This window comes from Thauera sp. SDU_THAU2 (genome assembly GCF_038260575.1).
GTDB lineage: Bacteria > Pseudomonadota > Gammaproteobacteria > Burkholderiales > Rhodocyclaceae > Thauera.
Map to the genome: position 1 here is coordinate 3008696 of NZ_JBBWUN010000003.1, position 22121 is coordinate 3030816.

Annotated in this window: 23 protein-coding genes; 11 read left to right on the forward strand and 12 right to left on the reverse strand. The window is 67.3% G+C overall.

Features of this window, described 5'->3' with window-relative positions; all coding sequences use genetic code 11:
* Positions 1-50 precede the first annotated feature (50 nt).
* From AAFL97_RS15740 to AAFL97_RS15765, 6 genes are all read right to left on the reverse strand, one after another.
* On the reverse strand, positions 51-2459 hold the full coding sequence (locus tag AAFL97_RS15740) for a TonB-dependent siderophore receptor (protein ID WP_341645718.1): 2409 nt from the start codon (positions 2457-2459) through the stop codon (positions 51-53).
* A 96-nt stretch (positions 2460-2555) separates the two neighbouring features.
* Positions 2556-2786: a hypothetical protein gene (locus AAFL97_RS15745; RefSeq protein WP_341645719.1), complete on the reverse strand. Its 231-nt coding sequence runs from the start codon at positions 2784-2786 to the stop codon at positions 2556-2558.
* Complete coding sequence (locus tag AAFL97_RS15750; RefSeq protein WP_341645720.1) at positions 2783-3886, reverse strand: sigma-70 family RNA polymerase sigma factor; 1104 nt, start codon at positions 3884-3886, stop codon at positions 2783-2785. Before AAFL97_RS15750 ends, AAFL97_RS15745 begins: the two co-directional genes overlap by 4 nt.
* A gap of 344 nt (positions 3887-4230) precedes the next feature.
* Positions 4231-5256 (reverse strand): threonine aldolase family protein, encoded by a 1026-nt coding sequence (locus AAFL97_RS15755; protein ID WP_341645721.1) that lies wholly within the window; start codon positions 5254-5256, stop codon positions 4231-4233.
* Between the two features lie 4 nt (positions 5257-5260).
* A complete protein-coding gene (sstT, locus tag AAFL97_RS15760; RefSeq protein WP_341645722.1) occupies positions 5261-6499 on the reverse strand; it encodes a serine/threonine transporter SstT in 1239 nt (412 codons plus the stop codon).
* A 142-nt stretch (positions 6500-6641) separates the two neighbouring features.
* Positions 6642-8021: an L-serine ammonia-lyase gene (locus tag AAFL97_RS15765; protein ID WP_341645723.1), complete on the reverse strand. Its 1380-nt coding sequence runs from the start codon at positions 8019-8021 to the stop codon at positions 6642-6644.
* 139 nt (positions 8022-8160) lie between these two features.
* On the opposite strand from AAFL97_RS15765, the gene AAFL97_RS15770 reads away from it, so the two are divergent.
* The 8 genes from AAFL97_RS15770 (at position 8161) to arsC (ending at position 15399) form a co-directional block, all read left to right on the forward strand.
* A complete protein-coding gene (locus AAFL97_RS15770) occupies positions 8161-9099 on the forward strand; it encodes a LysR substrate-binding domain-containing protein (protein ID WP_263462149.1) in 939 nt (312 codons plus the stop codon).
* A gap of 120 nt (positions 9100-9219) precedes the next feature.
* Positions 9220-10242: a tRNA dihydrouridine synthase DusB gene (gene dusB / locus AAFL97_RS15775; RefSeq protein ID WP_341647182.1), complete on the forward strand. Its 1023-nt coding sequence runs from the start codon at positions 9220-9222 to the stop codon at positions 10240-10242.
* Positions 10239-10478: a helix-turn-helix domain-containing protein gene (locus AAFL97_RS15780; RefSeq protein ID WP_263462148.1), complete on the forward strand. Its 240-nt coding sequence runs from the start codon at positions 10239-10241 to the stop codon at positions 10476-10478. The genes dusB and AAFL97_RS15780 overlap by 4 nt, the downstream gene beginning before the upstream one ends.
* Before the next feature lie 94 nt (positions 10479-10572).
* Positions 10573-12168 carry a bifunctional phosphoribosylaminoimidazolecarboxamide formyltransferase/IMP cyclohydrolase gene (purH, locus tag AAFL97_RS15785; RefSeq protein ID WP_341645724.1) on the forward strand — a complete coding sequence of 532 codons (1596 nt, stop codon included), beginning with the start codon at positions 10573-10575 and terminating at the stop codon, positions 12166-12168.
* Between the two features lie 141 nt (positions 12169-12309).
* On the forward strand, positions 12310-13605 hold the full coding sequence (gene purD / locus AAFL97_RS15790; RefSeq protein ID WP_341645725.1) for a phosphoribosylamine--glycine ligase: 1296 nt from the start codon (positions 12310-12312) through the stop codon (positions 13603-13605).
* A 129-nt stretch (positions 13606-13734) separates the two neighbouring features.
* Entirely contained in the window at positions 13735-14067 is a 333-nt protein-coding gene (locus tag AAFL97_RS15795; protein ID WP_263462145.1) for a YegP family protein, read from the forward strand.
* Between the two features lie 6 nt (positions 14068-14073).
* On the forward strand, positions 14074-14982 hold the full coding sequence (gene hemF, locus AAFL97_RS15800; protein WP_341645726.1) for an oxygen-dependent coproporphyrinogen oxidase: 909 nt from the start codon (positions 14074-14076) through the stop codon (positions 14980-14982).
* A gap of 51 nt (positions 14983-15033) precedes the next feature.
* Positions 15034-15399, forward strand: coding sequence for an arsenate reductase (glutaredoxin) (arsC, locus tag AAFL97_RS15805; RefSeq protein ID WP_341645727.1), 366 nt, complete (start codon positions 15034-15036; stop codon positions 15397-15399).
* A gap of 39 nt (positions 15400-15438) precedes the next feature.
* Here the strand turns inward: arsC and AAFL97_RS15810 are convergent, their stop codons facing one another.
* Positions 15439-16071, reverse strand: coding sequence for a TetR/AcrR family transcriptional regulator (locus AAFL97_RS15810; protein WP_341645728.1), 633 nt, complete (start codon positions 16069-16071; stop codon positions 15439-15441).
* Between the two features lie 169 nt (positions 16072-16240).
* On the opposite strand from AAFL97_RS15810, the gene AAFL97_RS15815 reads away from it, so the two are divergent.
* A complete protein-coding gene (locus tag AAFL97_RS15815) occupies positions 16241-16678 on the forward strand; it encodes a VOC family protein (protein ID WP_341645729.1) in 438 nt (145 codons plus the stop codon).
* Between the two features lie 84 nt (positions 16679-16762).
* The gene (locus AAFL97_RS15820) at positions 16763-17143 is read left to right on the forward strand and encodes a DUF1428 domain-containing protein (RefSeq protein ID WP_341645730.1); all 381 of its coding nucleotides are present in this window, start codon (positions 16763-16765) and stop codon (positions 17141-17143) included.
* Positions 17144-17197: 54 nt separating this feature from the next.
* Here the strand turns inward: AAFL97_RS15820 and AAFL97_RS15825 are convergent, their stop codons facing one another.
* From AAFL97_RS15825 to hemC, 5 genes are read right to left on the reverse strand one after another with little or no spacing between them, the layout of a single operon-like run.
* On the reverse strand, positions 17198-18421 hold the full coding sequence (locus AAFL97_RS15825) for a heme biosynthesis HemY N-terminal domain-containing protein (protein ID WP_341645731.1): 1224 nt from the start codon (positions 18419-18421) through the stop codon (positions 17198-17200).
* Positions 18422-18431: 10 nt separating this feature from the next.
* Positions 18432-19256: a uroporphyrinogen-III C-methyltransferase gene (locus AAFL97_RS15830; RefSeq protein WP_341645732.1), complete on the reverse strand. Its 825-nt coding sequence runs from the start codon at positions 19254-19256 to the stop codon at positions 18432-18434.
* A complete protein-coding gene (locus AAFL97_RS15835; protein ID WP_341645733.1) occupies positions 19223-19735 on the reverse strand; it encodes a hypothetical protein in 513 nt (170 codons plus the stop codon). Before AAFL97_RS15835 ends, AAFL97_RS15830 begins: the two co-directional genes overlap by 34 nt.
* Before the next feature lie 11 nt (positions 19736-19746).
* Positions 19747-20544: a uroporphyrinogen-III synthase gene (locus AAFL97_RS15840; protein WP_341645734.1), complete on the reverse strand. Its 798-nt coding sequence runs from the start codon at positions 20542-20544 to the stop codon at positions 19747-19749.
* Between the two features lie 56 nt (positions 20545-20600).
* Complete coding sequence (gene hemC / locus AAFL97_RS15845) at positions 20601-21533, reverse strand: hydroxymethylbilane synthase (protein WP_341645735.1); 933 nt, start codon at positions 21531-21533, stop codon at positions 20601-20603.
* 115 nt (positions 21534-21648) lie between these two features.
* Between hemC and AAFL97_RS15850 the strand changes: the two genes are divergently transcribed.
* Positions 21649-22074 (forward strand): thioredoxin fold domain-containing protein, encoded by a 426-nt coding sequence (locus AAFL97_RS15850; protein WP_341645736.1) that lies wholly within the window; start codon positions 21649-21651, stop codon positions 22072-22074.
* Positions 22075-22121: the final 47 nt, after the last annotated feature.

Below are 22121 nucleotides of genomic sequence, written 5' to 3' on the forward strand. Positions count from 1 at the left end.
TTGGGCAAGCGTGCGGGAATGCATGAAAGACGTCGGGGAACACCAAGAGATCAAAAGTCATAACGCAGGTTCAGCTTGAGGCTGCGCGGCGTTCCCCAATAGACGGTGTTGTAGTTGCCGATACCCGCGTAATACTTCCTGTCGGACAGATTGTCGATATTCAGCGTGGCCTTGAGCTGGCGGCTCAATTCCATGCCGGCAACCAGTCCCACGATTGCATGGCCGTCCTGCTCGAAGCGCCTGGGCGCACCCGCAACCGTCTGCGTGAAATAGGTTTCGCTCTGCCACTGGACGCTGCCGCCGATGCTCAGATGGCGCCATTCCCCCGGCAGCCGGTACATGGTGGAAAGCTTGAAGGTCTTTTCCGGCTGCGTGGTGCTGACGCGCCTGTCATCTGCATCGCGTGGCTGGATGTAAGTGAGGCCGGCCCCCAGCTGCCATCCCGGCAGCAGTTCGCCGAAGAGTTCCAGTTCCGCGCCCTTGGTCGTCACCCCCTGGATCGCCACGCGTGCGACGCCGCCGCCGGGGCGGGTCGCACCGCTCGGATCGTTGATGGCGTAGTTGTCCTGCTTGAGCTGGAACAGGGCCGCACTGGCATTGAGCTTGCCGCCGAGGTAGCTGCCCTTCACGCCAAGCTCGTAGCTTTTGCCCGTCAGCGGATCCAGTTGCCGGTCGTTGGCGTCGTACTCGTATGCCTGCGGCTTGAAAACATCGGTATACGAAGCATAGAGGGTGTGGTGGCGGTCGATGTCGAAGCTCACGCCCGCATAGGGAATGAGCTTGCCATTGATCCTGGTCGAGAAGTTGCTGCGTGCATTGCTGGCAAAAACACTGTCGAGGCTCCACGAGTAGTCGGTGACGCGCCCTCCCAGAATCAGGGACAGCCTGTCTGTGGGCCGGAGTACCGTGGCGGCAGAGGCGATTTTCTGGCGGGCTTCGACATGGGGCGTCCACCACCATTCGTATTCAGCGGGCTCGGTCGCATTGTTGTTCCACTGGAAGACATCCGGGATCAAGGCGTCGGTTGCGCCGTCCCACCGGCTCGACACGGCCTTGGTGCGCGCCGCGGTGTAACCCAGCACGAGCTTGTGCTCCCGGCCCCAGAGCAGGTACGGGCCGGAGATCTGCACGTCGAGATTGTCTTCGGTCGTGTCCGTATCGAAGCGGGCTGCCGTACCAGCGAAGTAGCCATGTGCAATGCTGTGCGTGTCGACATCGATCGGTGCGCTGCTCATGCCCGAGATGAGTTCACGCGATTCGTACTTGCGCCGTCCGAGGTGCGCCTTGAGGCTCCAGCCGCTGCCGAGCTCATGCTCCAGCGTAGCGAACAGATGCTGTGTGTCCTGATTGCGGTACGACCAGATGTCGGCCGCGTTCGTCGAACGGGAAAGACGGGCGACCGTTCCATCCGAATAGAACGCAGGCAAGTGGGCATTGGTCGTCGCATCGCCCTTGTTCTTCTGCACATTGACCCCCAGCGACAGCACGGTCGAATCGCTCAGGTCGGCTTCGACGATGGCATACAGCACGTCCTTGCGGGTTTTCAGATGATCGATGAAGCTGCGGCTGTCCTGCGCCGCGGCGACGAGGCGGCCGCGGAGGCGGCCATCCTCGGTCAAGCGGCCGGAGACATCGACTTCCCCGCGGTAGTCGTCCCATGAACCCGCGCCGATCGATGCATGCCCGCGGAAATCCGCCGTCGGGCGCTTGCGTATCAGGTTGATGACCCCTGACGGATTGCCCGCGCCATTGACGAGGCCGGTGGCCCCCTTGAGGATTTCGACGCGATCGTAAATGGTGGAATCGGTGATGCTGTAGTTGTCGCGCACGTTGCCGCCCGCGCTGGACAGGCTGGGCACGCCATCGAACTGGTAGTTTTCGACCAGGAAACCCCGCGAGTAGAAGCTGTAGCCCTCCGTATTGTCGCGATTCACCGTGATTCCCGGGGCTTGCCTGAGCACATCTGCGATATCGGTCAACCCCTGGTCGTCCATCTGTTGACGCGTGATGACGGTGACGGATTGCGGCGTCTCGCGTAGTGACAGTGCAAGCCTGGTTGCCGTGCTGGCGCCCGTGGTGGAATAGCTGCCCGTGCCTTCGGTCATACCGCCAGAGCCGTCCTGGGCAGTCACCGTGACCGCAGACAAGGTGACCGGTGCGTCCGTAGCAGCCGACTCGATAACCAACGTCCTGCCTTCGATGCGCCCACGCAGACCCGTTCCGCGCAGCATCTGCTCCAGCGCATCACCCGCATCCCGCGCGCCGCTGACGGCCTGGGCCTGCCGGCCGCGAAGCAGCTCCGGTGCAGCCAGTACCTGCAAACCGGCCTGGCGGGAGAAACGGTCGAGCGCCTGCGCGAGCGGCTGGGCAGGTTGATCCAGCGGGGCGGCGTGGACGGTGGCGACGGGACTGCCGAGGGCGAACAGGGCTGCTGCGAGCAGGATGGTGCGTGGGGCCATGATGCGATGTTCCTGTAGCGGGTCGAAGGAAGGGTGTTGCTGCTTCAACCGCTAGAACGCGCCAGCCGCGAAAGTCCCCCCAAAGAAATTTCGCCTTCAGGCAGCAGGATCGTGCAGGTGCGCACCCCTGCCGGCAAAGTCCGTCGTGTTGCGCGTGGCCACGGTAAGGTCATGAATGAGGCTGATGGCAGCGATCTGCTCGTCGATCGGATGCGGAGGGCTGGATGACGGCAGGCAGCCCCGGAGCCGGACGCAGCCGAGGTCGAAATCCAGGATGCGGCAGGAATGCTCGGCGACCGCGGCATCGAGCCGCTTGATCGGTGTCATGTGCGCCCGACGATGTGCAGCCCGCCCTCGGCGTCGTCCATCAGCAGGACCGGCAGGATGCGCGGCAGTTGACGCAGCCAGGCCTGGCTGTCGGCGATGCTGACGCGGCCATAGACGCGCAGGCCGGCGGCCTTGGCGTCCACCCGGACGGGGGTGGCGGTGTAGCGGGACAGGCGCTGCGCGGCCTGGCCGAGCGGCACGTCGTCGAAGTTCAGCCAGCCCTCGCGCCAGGGCGCGGACGGCGCATCGGCGGCGTGGCCGATGAAACCGCCGGCTTCGCGCACGAGCAGGCTTTCGCCGGCGCCAAGTTCGCGTTCGCTGCCGTCGGCGGCCTGCACCCGCACGCGGCCGGATTCGACGTCGACGCGCACCAGCCCTGCTTCGACGTCCACGCCGAAGCGGGTGCCGAGCACGATGATGCGCGCATCCAGCGCATGCACGGTGAAGGGACGCTCCAGGTCGTGGGCGACCTGGAAGAAAGCCGCGCCCCGGCGCAGCGTGGCAATGCGGCGGGTGGCGTAGTAGGCGATCTCGATGGCGCTGGCGCTGTCGAGCAGCACGGTGCTGCCGTCGGGCAAGGCCTGGCCGTGGAAGCGGGCGCCGGCGGTCGTCCATTCGCCGCGCCAGACGGGCACGAAGTGGCGCCAGCCCTGCCAGGCGGCGGGCAATGCGAGCAGGCCGCCGAGCAGCGACAGCAGGCGGGCGAGATTCTTGCGGCGCGGCTTGCCGTTGGCGGAGGCTGCGGGCGGGCACTCACCGCGCTGGGCATGCAGCGCGCGCTCCAGCGATTCCATCGCGGTGGTGATGTCGCGCTCGACGGTTTTCAGCGAGATGCCGAAACGCTCGGCCAGTTCGGCACGGCGCATGCCCTCGAGCCGGCTGGCAAGGAAGACTTCGCGCGTGCGCTGCGGCAGTCGTGCCAGTGCAGCATCGATGTGGCGCAGGGTGTCGCGAGCAAGATAGATTTCGCCGACGTCGGGGGTGCTGGAAAGGCCATCGAGCCGGGCCGGATCGTCGACATGCACGAAGCGTTCGGCGCTGCGGCCCGCCTTGCGGTAGCGGTCGATCTCCAGGTTGGCGGCGACGGTGGACGTAGGCACTCAAGCCCCGGCCATGCTCCTGGGACAGCGCGGCGCCGTCCTTTTCCGCCAGGCACAGCCAGGTCTCCTGCATCGGATCCTGTGCCGCATCGGCGCAGCGGGTGCGCCGGGTGAGAAAGCGCAGCAGTCCTGCGTAATGTCCCTGGTAGCAGGCGAGCAAGGGGTTGGAAGCAAAACCGGACATGCGGCCCACCCTGCGGCGAACGAGAAAACACCGGATCCTATGTGCGACCGATTCTCATTTCAATTCATCTTCGCCGAGCACCCCACCCCATTGCGAAATGGCCCGCATGCCACTCCAGGGAACGGCTTGCCTGGAATCGACGATGCGGGCACTACGATCTTCACGCCAACAGCACGCGCAGATCGGCGAGCAGCGCATCGACACTCTCCGGCAGCGTGTCCCAGCCGCACATGAAGCGCGCGCCGCCGGCACCGATGAAGGTGTAGAAGCGCCAGCCGCGCGCGCGCAGGCCGGCGAGCACGTGCTCCGGCAGTTCGCAGAACACGCCGTTGGCCTCGACCGGGAACATCAGCTTCGCCTCCGGCACCTGCTGCAGGCCGGCCGCCAGACGCTGCGCCATCGCATTGGCATGGCGGGCATGGCGCAGCCAGACCTCGTCCTCCAGGATGCCGAGCCAGGGCGCGGACAGGAAGCGCATCTTCGAGGCAAGCTGCCCGGCCTGCTTGCAGCGATAGGCGAAATCCTCGGACAAGCCGCGGTCGAAGAACACCACCGCCTCGCCCACCGGCAAACCCATCTTGGTGCCGCCGAAGCACAGCACATCCACGCCGGCGCGCCAGGTGATGTCGGCGGGCGCCACACCGAGCGCGGCCACTGCGTTGGCGAAACGTGCGCCATCCATGTGCACCCTCAGGCCATGCTCGTGCGCGCTGGCCGAAATGGCCGCGATCTCCTGCGGACGATACACGGTACCGACCTCGGTGCTCTGCGTCAGCGTCACCACGCGCGGCTTCGGATAATGGACGTCGCTGCGGCGCGAGACCACTTCCAGCATCGCGGCGGGCGTGAGCTTGCCGTTCCCGCCGCGTGCCGGCAGCAGCTTGGAACCGTTGGAGAAAAACTCCGGCCCGCCGCATTCGTCGGTCTCGACATGGGCCAGTTCGTGGCACACCACGCTGTGGTAGCTCTGGCACAGTGCGGCGAGCGCGAGCGAGTTGGCCGCGGTACCGTTGAAGACGAAATAGACGTCGCAGTCGGTGTCGAACAGCGTGCGCAGGCGGTCCGACACCCTGCGCGTCCAGTCGTCCTCGCCGTAGGCGGGCGCATGGCCGGTGTTGGCCGCCGCGAAGGCGGCCATGGCTTCGGGGCAGACTCCGGCGTAATTGTCGCTGGCGAAATTCTGCATGGCCTCAGACACGTTCCAGGTTGAGCGGCTCGCCGCTTTCGGCCGCGCAGGCGGCAGCGGTGAATAGCACGTCGGTCGACGAATTGAGCGCGGTTTCGGCCGAGTCCTGCACCACGCTGATGACGAAGCCGATCGCCACCACCTGCATCGCCACGTCGGCTTCGATGCCGAACAACGCGCAGGCCATCGGAATCAGCAGCAGCGAGCCGCCCGCCACACCCGACACCCCGGCCGCGGCAAGCGACGAGACGATGCACAGCAACACTGCGGTCGGCATGTCGACCGGGATGCCGAGCGTGTGCGTGGCGGCCAGCGTCATCACCGAAATCGTGATCGCGGCGCCGGCCATGTTGATCGTGGCACCGAGCGGAATCGAGATCGAGTAGGTATCTTCGTGCAGCCCCAGGCGCTTGCACAGCGCCATGTTGACCGGGATGTTGGCTGCCGAGCTGCGGGTGAAGAAGGCGGTGATGGCGCTTTCGCGCAGGCAGGTGAACACCAGCGGATAAGGATTGCAGCGCAGCTTCCAGAACACGAATGCCGGATTGACGACGAGGGCGACGAACAGCATGCAGCCGACGATGATCAGCAGCAGACGGCCGTAGCCGATCAGCGCGTCGAAGCCCGAGTCACCGAGCGTGGCGGCGACCAGACCGAAGATGCCGATCGGAGCGAAACGGATCACCACGCCCACGACCCAGGACACCGCGTTGGCGGCATCGTTGAGCACCGTGCGCGTGCTTTCGCTGGCATGGCGCAGGGCGATGCCCAGCGCGATCGCCCAGGCCAGGATGCCGATGAAGTTGGCTTCCATCAGTGCCTTGACCGGATTCGACACCGCACTCAGCAGCAGATTTCTGAGCACGCCGATGATGCTGCTCGGCGGGTTGCCGCTTGCCGCCGCAGTGTCGAGCACCAGCGTGGTCGGAAAGGCAAAGCTGGCCATTACCGCGACCAGTGCGGCGGCGAAGGTGCCGAGCAGATAGAGCATCAGCACCGGACGAATGTGGGTGGGCTGGCCCCTCTTGTGGCCGGCGATCGCCGCAGTAACCAGCACGAAGACCAGCACCGGCGCCACGGCCTTCAGTGCCGTGATGAAGATGTCGCCGAGCAAGGCGACCGAACCGGTCGCGCCCGGCGCGACCAGCGCCAGCACGACGCCGAGGACCAGGCCGATCGCGATCTGGGAAATGAGGCTCATGCGCTTCAGGCGCTGGAAAGCCGTTGGAGTTGCGGTTGTCATCGAAGTGTCTCCTCGTGTTTGACGGATTGCATGTATCGTGCGGATTGGTCGTGGGGTACCCGGACGGGCGAAGAGCCCTCACGGCGGGCATGGCCGCCGGCGGGCCTGAAGCGGCATTCTGCTGAGCGCGAGGCCGGCGCGTTCAGCACTCGGGGAAGCTGACGGCAAGTCCCCCGCGTGAAGTTTCCTTGTATTTGTCCAGCATGTCGCGGCCGGTATCCCGCATCGTGCGGATCGCCTGGTCGAGCGAGATCGTATGCGCGCCGTCGCCGCGCAAGGCGAGCTGGGCAGCATTGATCGCCTTGATCGAAGCCATCGCGTTGCGCTCGATGCAGGGCACCTGCACGAGGCCGCCGACCGGATCGCAGGTCAGGCCGAGGTTGTGCTCCAGGCCGATCTCGGCAGCATTCTCGACCTGCTCCGGCGTGCCGCCGAGCACTTCGGTCAAGCCCGCCGCCGCCATCGCACAGGCCGAGCCGACTTCGCCCTGGCAGCCGACTTCAGCGCCGGAGATGGAGGCGTTCTTCTTGCACAGCACGCCGACTGCAGCGGCGGCAAGCAGGAAACGATCGACATCCCGGTCGCTGCTGCCGGGCATGAATTCCATGTAGTAGTGCAGCACGGCCGGAATGATGCCGGCGGCGCCATTGGTCGGTGCGGTGACGACACGCCCGCCGCCGGCGTTCTCCTCATTGACCGCCAGCGCATACAGGTTCACCCAGTCGAGCGCCGCCATGGTGTCGCTGATCAGGTTGCGGCCGGCGGTGCGCTCGCTGAGCTTGCGGTGCAGGGCCGGTGCGCGGCGGCGCACGTTCAGGCCACCCGGCAGCACGCCTTCCTGGGTGATGCCGCGCGCGACGCAGCCGCGCATCACCGCCCAGATACGCTGCAGCGCGGCACGGGTGTCCGCCTCGCTGCGCCACGCGGTCTCGTTGGCGAGCATCAGTTCGCTGATGCTCAGGCCGTGCCGACGGCACTGTGCCAGCAGCTCCGCCCCGGTGTCGAAAGGATGGGGCAGCGCGAGCTCGGCCTCGGCCGACAGCCCGGACTGCACCTGCGCCTCATCGACGACGAAGCCGCCGCCGATCGAATAATAGGTGTTCTCGTACACCACGCCTGCCTCGCCATGGGCGGCGAGGCGCATCGCGTTCGGGTGGTAGGGCAGGCTGACCGGCAGCAGGCGCATGTCGCGGCTCCACACGAACGGTATGGCGTGCGTACCGGCGAGCGGCAGCTCCTCGTCGAGGCGCACGAGATCGACCGCCTCGATGACGAAATCGGGATCGACTTCGTCCGGCCGGGCCCCCATCAACCCGGCGACGACCGCGCGGTCGGTGCCGTGGCCGACGCCGGTCGCCGACAAGGAACCGTAGAGCTTCACTTCGATGCGTGTCACGTCGCCGAGTCGCCCCTGCCCTGCCAGCGCAGCGGCGAAATCATGGGCAGCACGCATCGGCCCGACGGTGTGCGAGCTCGACGGCCCGATACCGATCTTGAACAAATCGAGAACACTGATGGACATGACTGCTCCGGATAGAATGCACAAGCTGTTTAATCGACCTAAGCAATAAAATTCTTATTGCTACATGAGCGCATTTTCTACGCTCGATACAGGCGACTCAATCGATTGTTTTTGACTTCTGGTTTAGGTTTTCTAAATCATGACATCGACTCCACCAGCACAGCTCCACACCCGCCTGCGCGTGTTCCTGGCCACGGCGCGCCATCTTTCGTTCACCCGCGCAGGCGAAGAGCTGCACATCACGACCGGCGCCGTGAGCCAGCAGATCAAGCTGCTGGAGAACTGGCTGGGACAGCGGCTGTTCCGCCGCCTGCCGCGGCGCATCGAACTGACCGACGCCGGCAATCGCCTGCTCGCCGCCGTCGACCCTGCCTATTCGGCAGTGGATCTGGCCATCGGCCGCCTGCGCAACGGCGCACTGAGCGGCGTGGTCCGCCTGCGCGCCCTGCCGTCCTTTCTCACCACCTGGCTGGTTCCCCGCCTGCCCGGGCTGATGAAAAGCTTCCCGCAGATCGAACTGCAGGCGGAAGCCGAGGACAGCACGCATTCACTGCGCGACGGCGACTTCGATCTCGCCATTGATCTCAACGACGGCATCTACCCCGGTTTCCAGAGCACGGTGCTGCTCGAGGAAGAAATCTTCCCGGTGTGCTCGCCGCGCCTGCTCGACGGCCGCCCTCCGCTCGTCTCGCCCGAAGATCTGCGCCACTATCCGCTGCTGCACGACATGACCGCCTGGCGCGGCAGCCCGCCCTATGCCGAATGGGAGCGCTACCTCAGAGCGATCGGTGCGCCGCAGGTCGAGGTTCGCCGCGGCTACATGTTCAATCGCAACCACATCACCATGCAATGTGCGATTGCCGGCATGGGCGTGGCGATCGCCCGGCGCACGCTGATCACCGACGAACTCGACAGCGGCCGCCTGGTGGCGCCGTTCCGGCAATCCGTGCCCACCGGCAAGCGCTACTGCCTGGTCTACTCGAGCGGCGCGCTGGCCGACCCGCGCATCGCCTCCGTACACGACTGGGTCGTCCGCGAAGCGCGCGGATCGGCCGAGCCCCTGCCGCGCGGCACCTGATGCGCGGGCACGGCGAACCCCGGCCCAGGCCTCGCGCCCGTGCGCGCATATGCGATACCGACGCGCCAGAGCCTTGAGCGATGGGGTAAAATGCGCCGTTTCCCCCCGCTCGATCCCAGCATGCAGTTCGCCGGCTTCACTCTGCGTAACAATCTTTTCGTCGCTCCGATGGCCGGAGTGACGGATCGCCCTTTCCGCCAGTTGTGCAAGAAGCTCGGCGCAGGCGTCGCCGTGTCCGAGATGGTCACCTCCAACTCCCTGCTCTACGGCAGCGAGAAGACCCAGCGCCGCACCAACCATGACGGCGAAGTCGATCCGATCTCGGTACAGATCGCTGGCGCCGACCCGGCGATGATGGCCGAGGCCGCGCGCTACAACGCCGACCGCGGTGCGCAGATCATCGACATCAACATGGGTTGCCCGGCCAAGAAGGTGTGCAACGTGATGGCCGGCTCGGCGCTGATGCAGGACGAACCGCTGGTCGCGCGCATCCTCGAAGCCGTGGTCGAGGCCGTGCCGCACACGCCGGTGACGCTGAAGTTCCGCACCGGCTGGAACCGGCAGAACAAGAACGCCCCGGTGGTCGCCCGCATCGCCGAGGAATCCGGCATCCGCGCCATCGCCATCCACGGCCGCACGCGCGCCGACCAGTACATGGGCGAAGCCGAATACGACACCATCGCCCAGGTCAAGACGCTGGTGAAGATCCCGGTGATCGCCAACGGCGACATCACCACGCCCGAGAAGGCGAAGTTCGTGCTCGACTACACCGGTGCCGACGGCGTCATGATCGGCCGCGCCGCGCAGGGCCGGCCGTGGATCTTCCGCGAGATCGAGCACTACCTGAACACCGGCGAGCTGCTGCCGCCGCCGCTCGTCAGCGAAATCCACCGCGTCTGCCGCGAGCACCTGGTCGACCTGTACGGTTTCTACGGCGAGGACCGCGGCGTCAAGATCGCCCGCAAGCACATCTCCTGGTACACCAAGGGCCTGGTCGGTTCCGCCGCCTTCCGCCGCACGATGAACCAGATTCCCGACATCCCCGCGCAGCTCGCCGCGGTCGACGAGTTCTTCGGCCAGCTCGCCGAAGCCGACGCCCGCCTGAGCTACGAGGCCGAACTTCCGCAGGAACTCGCAGCATGACCGGCCGCAGCAACGAGATCGCGGACGCCGTCGTCCGCACGCTGGATCAATACTTCCGCGACCTCGACGGCGAGAAACCGGCCGCCATCCACGACATGGTGATCCGCAACGTCGAGCGCCCGATGCTGCAGTTCGTGCTGCAGCAGGCCGGCGGCAACCAGACCGTCGCCGCCGAGATGCTCGGCATCAACCGCAACACGCTGCGCCGCAAGCTGACCGACTACGAACTGCTGTGAGGGGCATGGCCGCCATGGACCACGATGGCCGCCCGCCTCCCCCGCTCAGCCGGCGTCCCTTCCCACGTTTCCCCTCTTCGCTTCCGATCCCACGATGAACGTCACCCAAGCCCTGATCAGTGTCTCCGACAAACGCGGCGTGCTCGACTTTGCGCGCGAACTCGCCGGCCTCGGCATCAAGCTGCTGTCGACCGGCGGCACCGCCAGCCTGCTGCGCGACGCCGGCCTCGATGTCACCGACGTGTCCGAGCACACCGGCTTCCCGGAAATGCTCGACGGCCGCGTCAAGACCCTGCATCCGAAAGTGCATGGCGGCATCCTCGCCCGCCGCGACCTGGCCGAACACATGGACACCATCGCCGCGCACGACATCGGCCGCATCGACCTGGTGGTGGTGAACCTTTACCCCTTCCAGCAGACCGTCGCCAAGCCCGACTGCACGCTGGAAGACGCGATCGAGAACATCGACATCGGCGGCCCGACCATGGTCCGCGCCGCGGCCAAGAACCACGGCAACGAGGAAGGCGGCGTCGGCATCGTCACCGACCCCGAGGACTACGCCGGCATCGTCGCCGAGCTGAAGTCGAACGGCGGCAAGCTCGGCCACAAGACCCGCTTCGCGCTGGCGGTGAAGGCCTTCACCCACACCGCGCGCTACGACTCGGCGATCTCCAACTACCTGACCGCGCTGGTCACCAACGAGGCCGGCGACGTCTCGCTGCAGAGCTATCCCGAGCGTCTGCAACTGGCTTTCGACAAGGTGCAGGACCTGCGCTACGGCGAGAACCCGCACCAGAGCGCGGCCTTCTACCGCCAGCCGGGCGCGGCCGAAGGCGGCATCGCCGGCTACACCCAGCTGCAGGGCAAGGAGCTGTCGTACAACAACATCGCCGACGCCGACGCCGCCTGGGAATGCGTCAAGGCCTTCGACCGCGACACCGCGGCCTCCGCCTGCGTCATCGTCAAGCACGCCAACCCCTGCGGCGTGGCGCTGGGCGCGAACCCGCTGGAAGCCTACAAGAAGGCCTTCTCCACCGACCCCACTTCGGCCTTCGGCGGCATCATCGCCTTCAACGGCGAAATCGACCGGGCCGCCGCCGAAGCGGTGTCGGCGCAGTTCCTCGAGGTGCTGATCGCACCGTCCTATACCGACGAGGCGCTGGAACTGCTGCGCGCCAAGCAGAACGTGCGCGTGTTGAGCTGCCCGCTCGGCCAGCCCGCCGGCGCCTTCGACTACAAGCGCGTCGGCGGCGGCCTGCTGGTGCAGAGCGCCGACGAAGCCCGCATCCAGCTCGCCGACCTGAAGATCGTCACCAGGCGCGCACCGACCGAAACCGAACTGCGCGACATGCTGTTCGCCTGGCGCGTGGCCAAGTACGTCAAGTCCAACGCCATCGTCTATTGCAAGGGCGGCATGACCATCGGCGTCGGCGCCGGCCAGATGAGCCGCGTCGATTCCGCCCGCATCGCCAGGATCAAGGCCGAGAACGCCGGCCTGGTGATTTCGGGCTGCGTGGTCGCTTCGGACGCCTTCTTCCCCTTCCGCGACGGCCTCGACGTGCTCGCCCAGGCCGGCGCCACCGCGGTGATCCAGCCGGGCGGCTCGATGCGCGATGCCGAAGTGATCGCCGCGGCCGACGAGCAGAACATCGCGATGGTGTTCACTGGTTTCCGCCACTTCCGCCACTAATGCATACCGGTTTGCATTCGAAGCGGGAACACGACGCGAAGCCGCACACAATGCTCGTAGCACGGCAAGGATGAGCAAGGCCGTTATCGCTTTGAAGGCAAGCCGGCAAAGCATCAACCCAGCAGAAACTCGGAGTACTCCATGAAAGTCCTCGTCATCGGTTCCGGCGGTCGCGAACACGCGCTGGCCTGGAAGCTCGCCCAGTCGCCCAAGGTCACCCGCGTGCTGGTGGCGCCGGGCAACCCCGGCACCGCGCGCGAGCCCAAGGTGCAGAACGCCGACGTCGGCGCCACCGCCGTGGCCGAACTGGTCGAGCTGGCGCGCCGCGAACAGGTCGCGTTCACCGTGGTCGGCCCCGAAGCGCCGCTGGCGGCCGGCGTCGTCGACGCCTTCCGCGCCGCCGGGCTGGCGATCTTCGGCCCGACCAAGGCCGCGGCCCAGCTCGAAAGCTCGAAGGACTTCGCCAAGCAGTTCCTGGTCCGCCACGGCATCCCGACGGCGAAGTACCAGACCTTCTCCGACGCCGCCGCGGCCCACGCCTACATCGACGCCGAAGGCGCGCCGATCGTGATCAAGGCCGACGGCCTCGCCGCCGGCAAGGGCGTGGTGGTGGCGATGAGCGCGGACGAAGCGCACGCCGCGATCGACACGATGCTGCTGGACAACCAGCTGGACGTGGATTACGGCGAAGCCGGCGCCCGCGTGGTGATCGAGGAATTCATGAGCGGCGAGGAAGCCAGCTTCATCGTTCTGGCCGACGGCAGGAATGCCCTGGCGCTGGCAACCAGCCAGGACCACAAGCGCCTGAAGGACGGCGACGAAGGCCCGAACACCGGCGGCATGGGCGCCTATTCGCCCGCCCCCGTCGTCACCCCCGAAGTCCACGCGCGGGTGATGCGCGAGATCATCGACCCGACGCTGGCCGGCATGGCCGCCGACGGCCTGCCCTACACCGGTTTCCTGTACGCCGGTCTGATGATCGACGACGAAGGCCGGCCGCGCGTGGTGGAATTCAACTGCCGCATGGGCGATCCCGAAACCCAGCCGATCATGATGCGGCTGAAGACCGATCTGTCCGATCTGGTCGAAGCCGCCATCGCCGGCAAGCTCGACCAGGTCGAAGCCGAATGGGACCGGCGCTTCGCCCTCGGCGTCGTGCTGGCTGCGGCCGGCTACCCCGCCAGTCCGCGCAAGGGCGACCCGATCAGCGGCCTGCCCGGGAACGGCGCCGAGGACACGCACGTCTTCCACGCCGGCACCGCCGAACGCGATGGCACGGTCGTCACCGCCGGCGGCCGCGTGCTGTGCGTGACCGCGCTGGGCGACAGCGTGCGCACCGCGCAGAAAAACGCCTACCAGGTGGCCGACGGCATCGCCTTCGACGGCCGCCAGTATCGCCGCGACATCGGCCACCGCGCGCTCGCCCGCAAGGCTTGATCGTACCCGGCACGAGGCGCGGCCCTCCGCGCCCGTGCCATCTGCCACGGACAGAGGCGTAAACCCCGGCTATCCTAGGCACGCGCCAGCCCGGCGCTCACCACCAAACCCGATGCCATGGAGGCGCAGATGTCCGTCAGATTCGAGATCACCAAGAACGACAAGGGCGAGTTCTACTTCAAGCTGCTCAACGCGGACGGCAAGACGCTGGTTCGCAGCGAGGGCTACAACGCCAAGGCCAGTTGCACCAACGGCATCGAGTCGGTGCGCAAGAACGCCGGCGACGACAAGCGCTACGAACTCAAGACGGCTTCCGACGGCCGTCCCTACTTCAACCTGAAGGCCAGCAACGGCCAGATCGTCGGCACCAGCCCGATGTTCGCCGATGCTGCCGCCTGCGCAGCCGCCGTCGCCGCCACCAAGGCCGGCGCCGCCGAGGCACCGATCGACGACAAGAGCTGAGCCACGATGAATCCCGCCACCGTCAAACCCTGGTTCACCGATCTCCAGCAAGGCATCGTCAGCCGCCTGGAAGCCTTCGACGGCAAGGCTTTCGCAGCGGACGGCTGGGAGCGGCCCGGCGGCGGTGGCGGCCTGACCCGCGTCATCGAGGACGGCGACTTCTTCGAGCGCGGCGGGGTCAATTTCTCCCATGTGATGGGCGACGGCATGCCGGCCTCGGCCACCGCCCACCGCCCCGAACTGGCCGGCCGGCGCTTCGAGGCGATGGGTGTGTCGCTGGTGCTGCATCCGCGCAATCCCCACTGCCCGACGGTGCACATGAACGTGCGCTGCTTCGTCGCCCTGGCCGAAGGCAAGGCGCCGGTATGGTGGTTCGGCGGCGGCATGGACCTGACGCCCTACTATCCGGTGGAAGAGGACGTGCGCCACTTCCACGCCACCTGCAAGGCGGCGGTGCTGCCCTTCGGCGGCGAGGCGGAATATATCCGCCTGAAGGAGTGGTGCGACCGCTACTTCTTCCTCAAGCACCGCAACGAACCGCGCGGCGTCGGCGGGCTGTTCTTCGACGACCTCGGTGCCGACGGCAACACCGACTTCGACACCGCCTTCGGCCTCACCCGCGCGGTCGGCGACGCCTTCCTCGACGCCTACATGCCGATCGTCGAGCGCCGCCGGAACACGCCCTGGGGCGAGCGCGAACGCGACTTCCAGGCCTATCGCCGGGGGCGCTACGTGGAATTCAACCTGGTGTTCGACCGTGGCACGCTGTTCGGGCTGCAGTCGGGCGGACGCACCGAATCCATCCTGATGTCGATGCCGCCGATCGTCAAATGGCGCTACGACTGGCAGCCCGAACCCGGTTCGGCCGAGGCACGTCTGTACGACGAATTCCTCAAACCGCGCGAGTGGGCGTAAAGGCCAGGGCCTGAACAGTCCCCGCGCAGACTTCGATTCATTGGAAACGGCATGAGTGACATCACGATCTTCCACAACCCGCGCTGCGGCACTTCGCGCACCGTGCTGGAGATGATCCGGGCCAGCGGCGCCGAACCGGACATCGTCGAATACCTGAAGACGCCGCCGTCCGCCGACGAACTGCTGGCACTGGCGCAGGCCACCGGCGAACCGCTGCGTGCGCTGCTGCGCACCAAGCAGCCCGAATATCTCGAACAAGGCCTGGACGAGCCTTCACTCACCGATGCCCAGTTGGCCGCCGCCATGGTGGCCACGCCCGTACTGATCAACCGGCCCATCGTCGTCACGCCGTGCGGTGTGCGGCTATGCCGCCCGGCCGAACTGGTCGAGGCATTGCTGCCCGGCGCCGCGGCGTGATCCTGAACCGCCCGGACCTCCGCTCCCTAGCTGCAGGACTCACAAACCCAGCTCGACCATGCGCAGCAGCCGGGCGCCCAGCGCCTGCTGCTGCTCGGCCGATGCGTTCCGCAGCGGCCCATCGATGATCAGCAGTGCCATGCCATGCACTGCCGACCAGGCCAGATACTCCGCACCGGGCCGCCGCTCGGCAGGCAGCACGCCGGCATGCACCATCGCATCCAGCGCATGGCCCAGCAATTCGAAGGGATTGAGCCCCTTGGCAGCAGTGCGCGCCGGGTCGGCAGGCACTTCGACGTCGTGCACGCCGAAGGCGAACGCGGTGCGGAACCATCCCGTCTCGGCCTGCGCGAAACCCAGGTAGCCGCGCCCCACGGCCGCCAGCATGCCGCGGGCACGCTCGGCGGGATCCCGCAGCCTCTCCGCCTGCCGCAGTTCGGCTTCCATCGCCGCCGCCAGCACGCCCAGCACCGCTGCGCGCACCGCCTCGAACAAGGCCTGGTGGTTGGCGAAATGGCGATAGGCCGCATTGGGCGTCACCCCTGCACGGCGCGTCGCCTCGCGCAACACCAGCGCCTGCGGCCCGCCCTCACGCACCAGCGCCATGCCGGCCTCGACCAGTGCCGTCCTCAGGTCGCCATGGTGATAGGTCGAGCGGGCAGCGATGGACATGGGCAATTCTCGGCAGCAGGGAATATTTATTTACAAGCGCGAAGCACGATTCATGTGGACATCGTTCACATCGAATTCTAACCTATGTGCACGCCGTCCACACGCTCTTTGCGGCGGCCCACCACGCGCTTGGGCAGCCCCTGCCCCAGCCTCGCCCCGGGAGACAGCAATGGAGTTCACGCCTTATCTCAATTTCGACGGCAACTGCGCCGAAGCCTTCGCCTTCTACGCCGACCTGTTCGGCGGCAGCATCGTCCACCAATCCACCTTCGGCGAAATGCCCGCCATGGAAGGCATGCCGCCGATTCCCGAATCGGCCAGGAACGGGATCATGCATGTGCACCTGCAGATCGGGCAACAGTCGCTGATGGGCTCCGATGCCATGTCCGGCGCCGATGGCGACTGCGGCGGCTACCAGCCGGCCCAGGGCCTGTGGATATCGATCCAGGCCGCCGACGTGGCGGAAGGCCGGCGCTTTTTCGATGCCCTGGCGCAAGGGGGACAGTGCGTGATGCCTTTCGCCGAGACTTTCTGGTCACCCGGCTTCGGCATGGTCAGAGACCGCTTCGGAACACCCTGGATGGTCAACGTCGCCATGCAGGCCTGACGGCCGAAGCGCTTGCGGCGGAGGGCGCTTGCAGCCTCTCCGCCCCATGCTGAAGCCGTCTTCCCAACCCCAAAGGAGAGACTCATGCACTATGTCGATGGATTCGTGCTGCCCGTACCCCGCGCCAAGCTGGATGCCTATCGCGTACTCGCGCAGCAGGCCGGCGAGGTCTGGATGGAACACGGCGCACTGCAGTATTGGGAATGCGTGGGCGACGACGTGCAGCCCGGCAAGATCACTTCGTTTCCGCAGGCCGTACAGCTCAAGGACGACGAAGTGGCCGTGTTCTCGTGGATCGTCTACGCTTCGCGCGCCGAGCGCGACCGCATCAACGCACTGGTGATGGAGGATCCCCGCATCACCTGCACCAAGCCGGAAGACATGCCTTTCGACGGCATGCGGATGTTCTGGGGCGGCTTCAGCGGCCTGGTCGAGATGGGTGCCTGCCCTCCGGCTTCCGCCTGAAAGCCACCGGCCGCACCGCCGCTGCAGGCAAGCCGCGCCGGCGGCGCGGCCTCCTCAGGCGGGCAGCAGCGCCACGGCGTTCTTCTGCCCGCCGGCGGCAACGATTTCGGCCGCTGCGCGATAGTAGGGCTGGGCCTCGGCATTGCGTTCGAGGTTTTCCAGCAGGTGCGCCAGGGCGAGATAGGCATCGACGCTCGGGCCGTACTTCACCGACGATTCGAGGTAGCTCTGCGCCTTGCCCCACAACTGCGCACGAACGCAAAGCTGGCCGAGCGCGAACAGCAGCCCGGCGTCACGCGGCTGCTGCTGCAGCCAGCTTTCGGCCTTCTGCAGGCAGGCGCGCACGCTGCTTTCGCCTTCGTTCTCGGCGCAATGCGCATATTGCCGTGCCAGGTCGGAATCCCAGTGCTCGTCGAGCAGATGCTCCACCTGCTTGCGTGCGAGCTCGCCGCGCCCGGCTTTCGCCAGCAGCGGCAGCACGCGTTCGATCAGGCCGCGATCCTGCAGTTCGCCGGCGGGAATGTTCTTCCAGTAATCGACCAGCGCCTCGCTGTCGCCGGCGAGTTCGCGCATGCGCTCGACATGGCCACGGCGCAGCAGCGGCACGGCCTGCTCATCGGTCAATGCCTTGTGCTTGCGCAACTGGCGGACGGTGCCGATCAGCTCTTCCCAGCGCCGCAGCGCCGACGCCACACGCGCCTCCAGCCGCAGCATGGCGATGTGGCGGTGGCCGCCTTCGCGCAGCGTCGCCAGTCGCGCCGCGGCCTCGTCGAAGCGGCCGGCATCCACGGCCAGCTCCGCTTCGGTCATCAGGCGCGCGACATCGCCGTTCGCTTCCTTCTTCGCCGCATTGCCGAGCCATTCGCGGTAGCGCGGTTCGTCCTGCATCGCATGGGCGGCGCGCGCCGCGACCAGCGCTGCCATCGACGCTCCCTCGCCCGTCTCGTAGGCGCGCGATGCCGACTTGAGCGACTGCGAGAAGCGGCCTTCGAACAATGCATTGACGGAGTCCGTCAGCGCCCGCCCGGCACGTTCGCGCCGGCGCCGCTCGCGCCACTGCGCCACCCGGGTGGGCAATTGCAGGGTCCGGCTGACGAGGCGGATCAGCGCATAACCGAGGGCAAAACCGACGACGACGATGACCACCAGCAGGTTCAGGGACAGCTGCACGCGCCACGGCGGCGCCACCAGCAGCAGGTAGCCATCGTTGAGGCCGGCCACCATCGCCACGCCCACTGCGATGGCGAAGATGCCGATCATCCAGATCAGGGTCCGCATCGTCGTCCCCTCACTGCGCCGGAGACGCGGCCGGCGCGTCCTCCGCTACGGGGTCGGAAGCAGGCTCGGCCGTGGCCGGTTCAGCGGCAGCCGGTGGTTCGGCGGCGGCTGGCTCGGCAGACGCCGGCGGCGAAGGCGGTTGCGCAGCGGCCGGCTCCTGGGCCGCCGGACGCTCGCCGCGCGCCTGCATCACGCGCAAGGCAGCGAAAGTCTCGGTCAGCGTGGGCAGCTCGGTACGGATGGAAACCGATTCCAGCGCCTTCAGTTCTTCCAGTACCAGCTTCACACGTTCGTCGCTCAGATCGAAGAAGCGCTCGACCCACGCACGCGCCTGAGCGAGATCGGCGGCATAGGTGCGCGCATCCCGCGCCAGCAGTCCAAGACGCGCGGTGAGCAGCCGGATCTTCAGATTTTCCCGCAGGAAAGTGTTCTGCGCCGGTGCCAGCAGTACGGGATCGTCCTGGTCGAGCCGCTCCATGCGGACCAGGCCGCGAATCTCGCGCCAGACGTCGGCGGCAAGCTCGCGCGCGTAGCCGAGCCCCTTGGCCATCCAGTCGTCGCCGGAGGGGACGGCAGTGTCGTCCTCGGGCGGAAGCTGCGGCGCCGGCAATTGGCCCTCGAAGGCCAGCGGCATCACGTCCGCGCGCTCGAGCAGGCGTTCCAGGCGCAGGCCGAGCCCGGGCACGTCGACCACCGGCTGCAGCTTCAGCGCTTCGATGTCGCGTGCCAGGGCGCGGCGCAGCGGCGCATACTGGCCGCGATCGTAAAGCGCGAGGCGGGCATCGGCCTGGTTCAGCGCGATCAGCGCCGCCTCGACATTGCCGGCGAGCTGCAACTGCTGCGCCGCCAGGGCAACGGCCTGCTCGACTTCGGCAACGACACGGTCCTCGCGCGAGCGGGAAAACTCCTGGTACAGGGCTTCCAGCGCGGCGGCCTGGCCTTCGGTGGCCTCGACCTTGGATTCGAGCCCCCCAGCTTGCCCTGCAAGGCGGCAAGCGTCTCCTGCTGCTGGCGGACGATGCCCCGCGCCTCGTTGGCGAGGCCTTCGGTTTCGGCGAGGCGGCTGGCCAGCGTCTCGCGCAGTTGCGCCGACTGCCCATGGACATCGCGCGCCTGCCAGGCCGACCAGCCCGCGCCGCCACAGGCGGCAAGCGCCAGCAGCAGCGCCCACCAGGCGACGGTCTGGCGGGGGGCTGCCGATCCAGCCGGCGGCGGCGATGTCTGTTCGGTCGATTGTTCGGGCATGGCGCCGTCCTTGCTGGAGGATTTGGCCGCCCCGGGCGGCTGGGTCAGGGCAGGGAGTTCAGTATTCATGACCGGAGAGTTTAACCAAAGTATCCTGCCAGCGCCTGCAACAGGCCTTCATCGCCGGCCGCAGTCTCGATTACCGTGCCGAAACCGGCCTCGCGCGCCTGTGACGCGATGCGCGCATGCGATGCGAACACCGGGATCGCCGCCAGCGCACGCATCCCCTCGTCACCGAGGATGGCCACCAGATTGCGTACCCCCTCGCTGCTGGTCAGCAGCAGCCCGGCAAGTTCGCCCCGGGCGGCAGGCTCCAGCAACAGCGCAGGATCCGGCGTCGGGCAGTAGCGCCGGTAGCAGGTCACGTACTCGGCCTGCGCGCCGCGTTCGCGCAAGGTGTTCCGGATCAGGTCGCGCCCGCCGTCGCCGCGGAAGATCACGACCTTGCGGCCGCGCACGGCTTCGGCCGCGAATTCCGCCAGGGCCAGCACGGACTCGCTGTCGAAGCCGTGCTCGGGCACGATCGGGTCGCCGAAGCCGCGCTGGCGCAGCACTTTCCCGCTGCCCTTGCCGACGGTCGACACGCGCAGCGTCGCGGGCCAGGCACGGCGCGCGAGGATGAATTCGAGCGCATGGTGAATGGCGTTCGGGCTGACGAAGAAGGCGAGATCGAATTCGTCCAGCCGCGGCACGATCGCTTCGAGCTGCGCCGGATCCGGCGCCGGTCCGATGCCCAGCACCGGGAAGCGGATCGCCTTGCCGCCGGCGGCCTCGATGCGGCGGCACAGGCCGTCGGCCTGCTCCAGCGGGCGGGTGACGGCCAGCAGGCGCCCGGCCAGCGGCAGGGCACAGTCCTTGGTCTGCAGATCCTGCGTCATGACGGCTGCCGCATCTGCCGTTGAGCCACTCGTTCGGCCGCGCATTCAGCCGAACATCAACCGATGTCGGCGAGGATCGCTTCGGCACCCTGGGCGCGCAGCTCCTCGGCCAGCGCCCAGCCCAGTGCTTCGGCCTCGGCCGGCAGGCCTTCGCGCTCGGCACGCACGATTTCGCTGCCGTCGGGGCGGGCGACGAAGCCGCGCAGCCGGACCTTGCCTTCGCGCATCAGCGCATAGGCACCGAGCGGCACTTCGCAGCTGCCGGCCAGCGCACGGGCCACCGCACGCTCGGCGCGCACGCAGGCGGAGGTATCGGCATCGACCAGCGGCTGCAGCCAGCCGATCACGTCCGCGCGCGAAGCCAGGCACTCGATGCCGAGCGCGCCCTGCCCTGCGGCGGGCAGCGAGACTTCGGCCGGCATCACCGAGCGGATGCGTTCGCCCAATCCCAGCCGGGTCAGGCCCGCCGCGGCGAGGATGATGGCGTCGTACTGGCCCTCGTCGAGCTTGCGCAGGCGGGTGTCGAGGTTGCCGCGCAGGCTGGTCACGCCGAGGAAGGGGTATTGGGCGTGGATCTGCGACTCACGCCGCAGCGACGAAGTGCCGACGATCGTGCCCGGCGGCATGTCGTCCAGGCTCGCGTAGCGGTTGGAGACGAAGGCATCCAGCGGAACTTCGCGCTCGGTGATGCAGGGCAGCACGAACTCTTCGCCCATTTCCATCGGCACGTCCTTCATCGAATGCACGGCGATGTCGGCGCGGCCGTCGAGCAGGGCGGTTTCGAGCTCCTTGACGAACAGGCCCTTGCCGCCCACCTTGGCCAGCGGCCGGTCGAGGATCTGGTCGCCGCGGGTGGTCATGCCCAGCAGTTCGACGCGACAGCCGGGATACAATCCTTCGAGACGGGCCTTGATATGTTCGGCCTGCCACAGGGCGAGGCGGCTTTCACGGGTGGCGATGACGATGCGCTCGGGGTTCGCTTGGCTCACGGTTGGGATCACTCAAGAACAGGATTCGACGATGCCGGGGAAACTCGATTTTCGCCGCACCGCAGCATCAGGGTTCGCACCAATGGTGCGTGGATTGGCCGCGATTCTAGCATGCGTGCCACTTGCACTCCCGGCGGCGCCCGGCGCGCTGCCGGCGGCAAACGACCTGGCGCGGGACAAGGCCGCGATGCGCAGCAGGCAGGTGCCGATGGTGGTGCTGTTCAGCCAGGCCGACTGCAGCTACTGCGATACCGCGCGCCGCTACCTGGTGCCGATGTCGGCCGCGGAGCGGCACGCCCTGTTCCGCCAGATCGACATCGACTCCGGCGCAGTCCTGGTGGATTTCTCCGGCCGCCGCTCGACCCACCGCGAGGTGGCGGCGGCGCAAGGCGTGCGCTTCGCGCCGACCGTCAGGATCTTCGACGCGGACGGCCGCGCGCTGGGTGAGGACATCGTCGGCATCGGCGTGGAAGATTTCTACGGCCAGTACGTCGATGACGCGCTCGCTGCCGCGCGCCGTCGCCTGGGTGCGCCAGACTGACGGCAGCCGCTCGTTCTTTTTGCAGCACCGTGCGGCGGCGGATCCCC

Bases quoted from the DNA above. Each gene is read 5' to 3' on its own strand.
- AAFL97_RS15740 (WP_341645718.1), bottom strand. From the start codon at position 2,459: ATGGCCCCACGCACCATCCTGCTCGCAGCAGCCCTGTTCGCCCTCGGC.
- AAFL97_RS15745 (WP_341645719.1), bottom strand. From the start codon at position 2,786: ATGACACCGATCAAGCGGCTCGATGCCGCGGTCGCCGAGCATTCCTGC.
- AAFL97_RS15755 (WP_341645721.1), bottom strand. From the start codon at position 5,256: ATGCAGAATTTCGCCAGCGACAATTACGCCGGAGTCTGCCCCGAAGCC.
- sstT (WP_341645722.1), bottom strand. From the start codon at position 6,499: ATGACAACCGCAACTCCAACGGCTTTCCAGCGCCTGAAGCGCATGAGC.
- AAFL97_RS15765 (WP_341645723.1), bottom strand. From the start codon at position 8,021: ATGTCCATCAGTGTTCTCGATTTGTTCAAGATCGGTATCGGGCCGTCG.
- AAFL97_RS15770 (WP_263462149.1), top strand. From the start codon at position 8,161: ATGACATCGACTCCACCAGCACAGCTCCACACCCGCCTGCGCGTGTTC.
- dusB (WP_341647182.1), top strand. From the start codon at position 9,220: ATGCAGTTCGCCGGCTTCACTCTGCGTAACAATCTTTTCGTCGCTCCG.
- AAFL97_RS15780 (WP_263462148.1), top strand. From the start codon at position 10,239: ATGACCGGCCGCAGCAACGAGATCGCGGACGCCGTCGTCCGCACGCTG.
- purH (WP_341645724.1), top strand. From the start codon at position 10,573: ATGAACGTCACCCAAGCCCTGATCAGTGTCTCCGACAAACGCGGCGTG.
- purD (WP_341645725.1), top strand. From the start codon at position 12,310: ATGAAAGTCCTCGTCATCGGTTCCGGCGGTCGCGAACACGCGCTGGCC.
- AAFL97_RS15795 (WP_263462145.1), top strand. From the start codon at position 13,735: ATGTCCGTCAGATTCGAGATCACCAAGAACGACAAGGGCGAGTTCTAC.
- hemF (WP_341645726.1), top strand. From the start codon at position 14,074: ATGAATCCCGCCACCGTCAAACCCTGGTTCACCGATCTCCAGCAAGGC.
- arsC (WP_341645727.1), top strand. From the start codon at position 15,034: ATGAGTGACATCACGATCTTCCACAACCCGCGCTGCGGCACTTCGCGC.
- AAFL97_RS15810 (WP_341645728.1), bottom strand. From the start codon at position 16,071: ATGTCCATCGCTGCCCGCTCGACCTATCACCATGGCGACCTGAGGACG.
- AAFL97_RS15815 (WP_341645729.1), top strand. From the start codon at position 16,241: ATGGAGTTCACGCCTTATCTCAATTTCGACGGCAACTGCGCCGAAGCC.
- AAFL97_RS15820 (WP_341645730.1), top strand. From the start codon at position 16,763: ATGCACTATGTCGATGGATTCGTGCTGCCCGTACCCCGCGCCAAGCTG.
- AAFL97_RS15825 (WP_341645731.1), bottom strand. From the start codon at position 18,421: ATGCGGACCCTGATCTGGATGATCGGCATCTTCGCCATCGCAGTGGGC.
- AAFL97_RS15835 (WP_341645733.1), bottom strand. From the start codon at position 19,735: ATGAATACTGAACTCCCTGCCCTGACCCAGCCGCCCGGGGCGGCCAAA.
- AAFL97_RS15840 (WP_341645734.1), bottom strand. From the start codon at position 20,544: ATGACGCAGGATCTGCAGACCAAGGACTGTGCCCTGCCGCTGGCCGGG.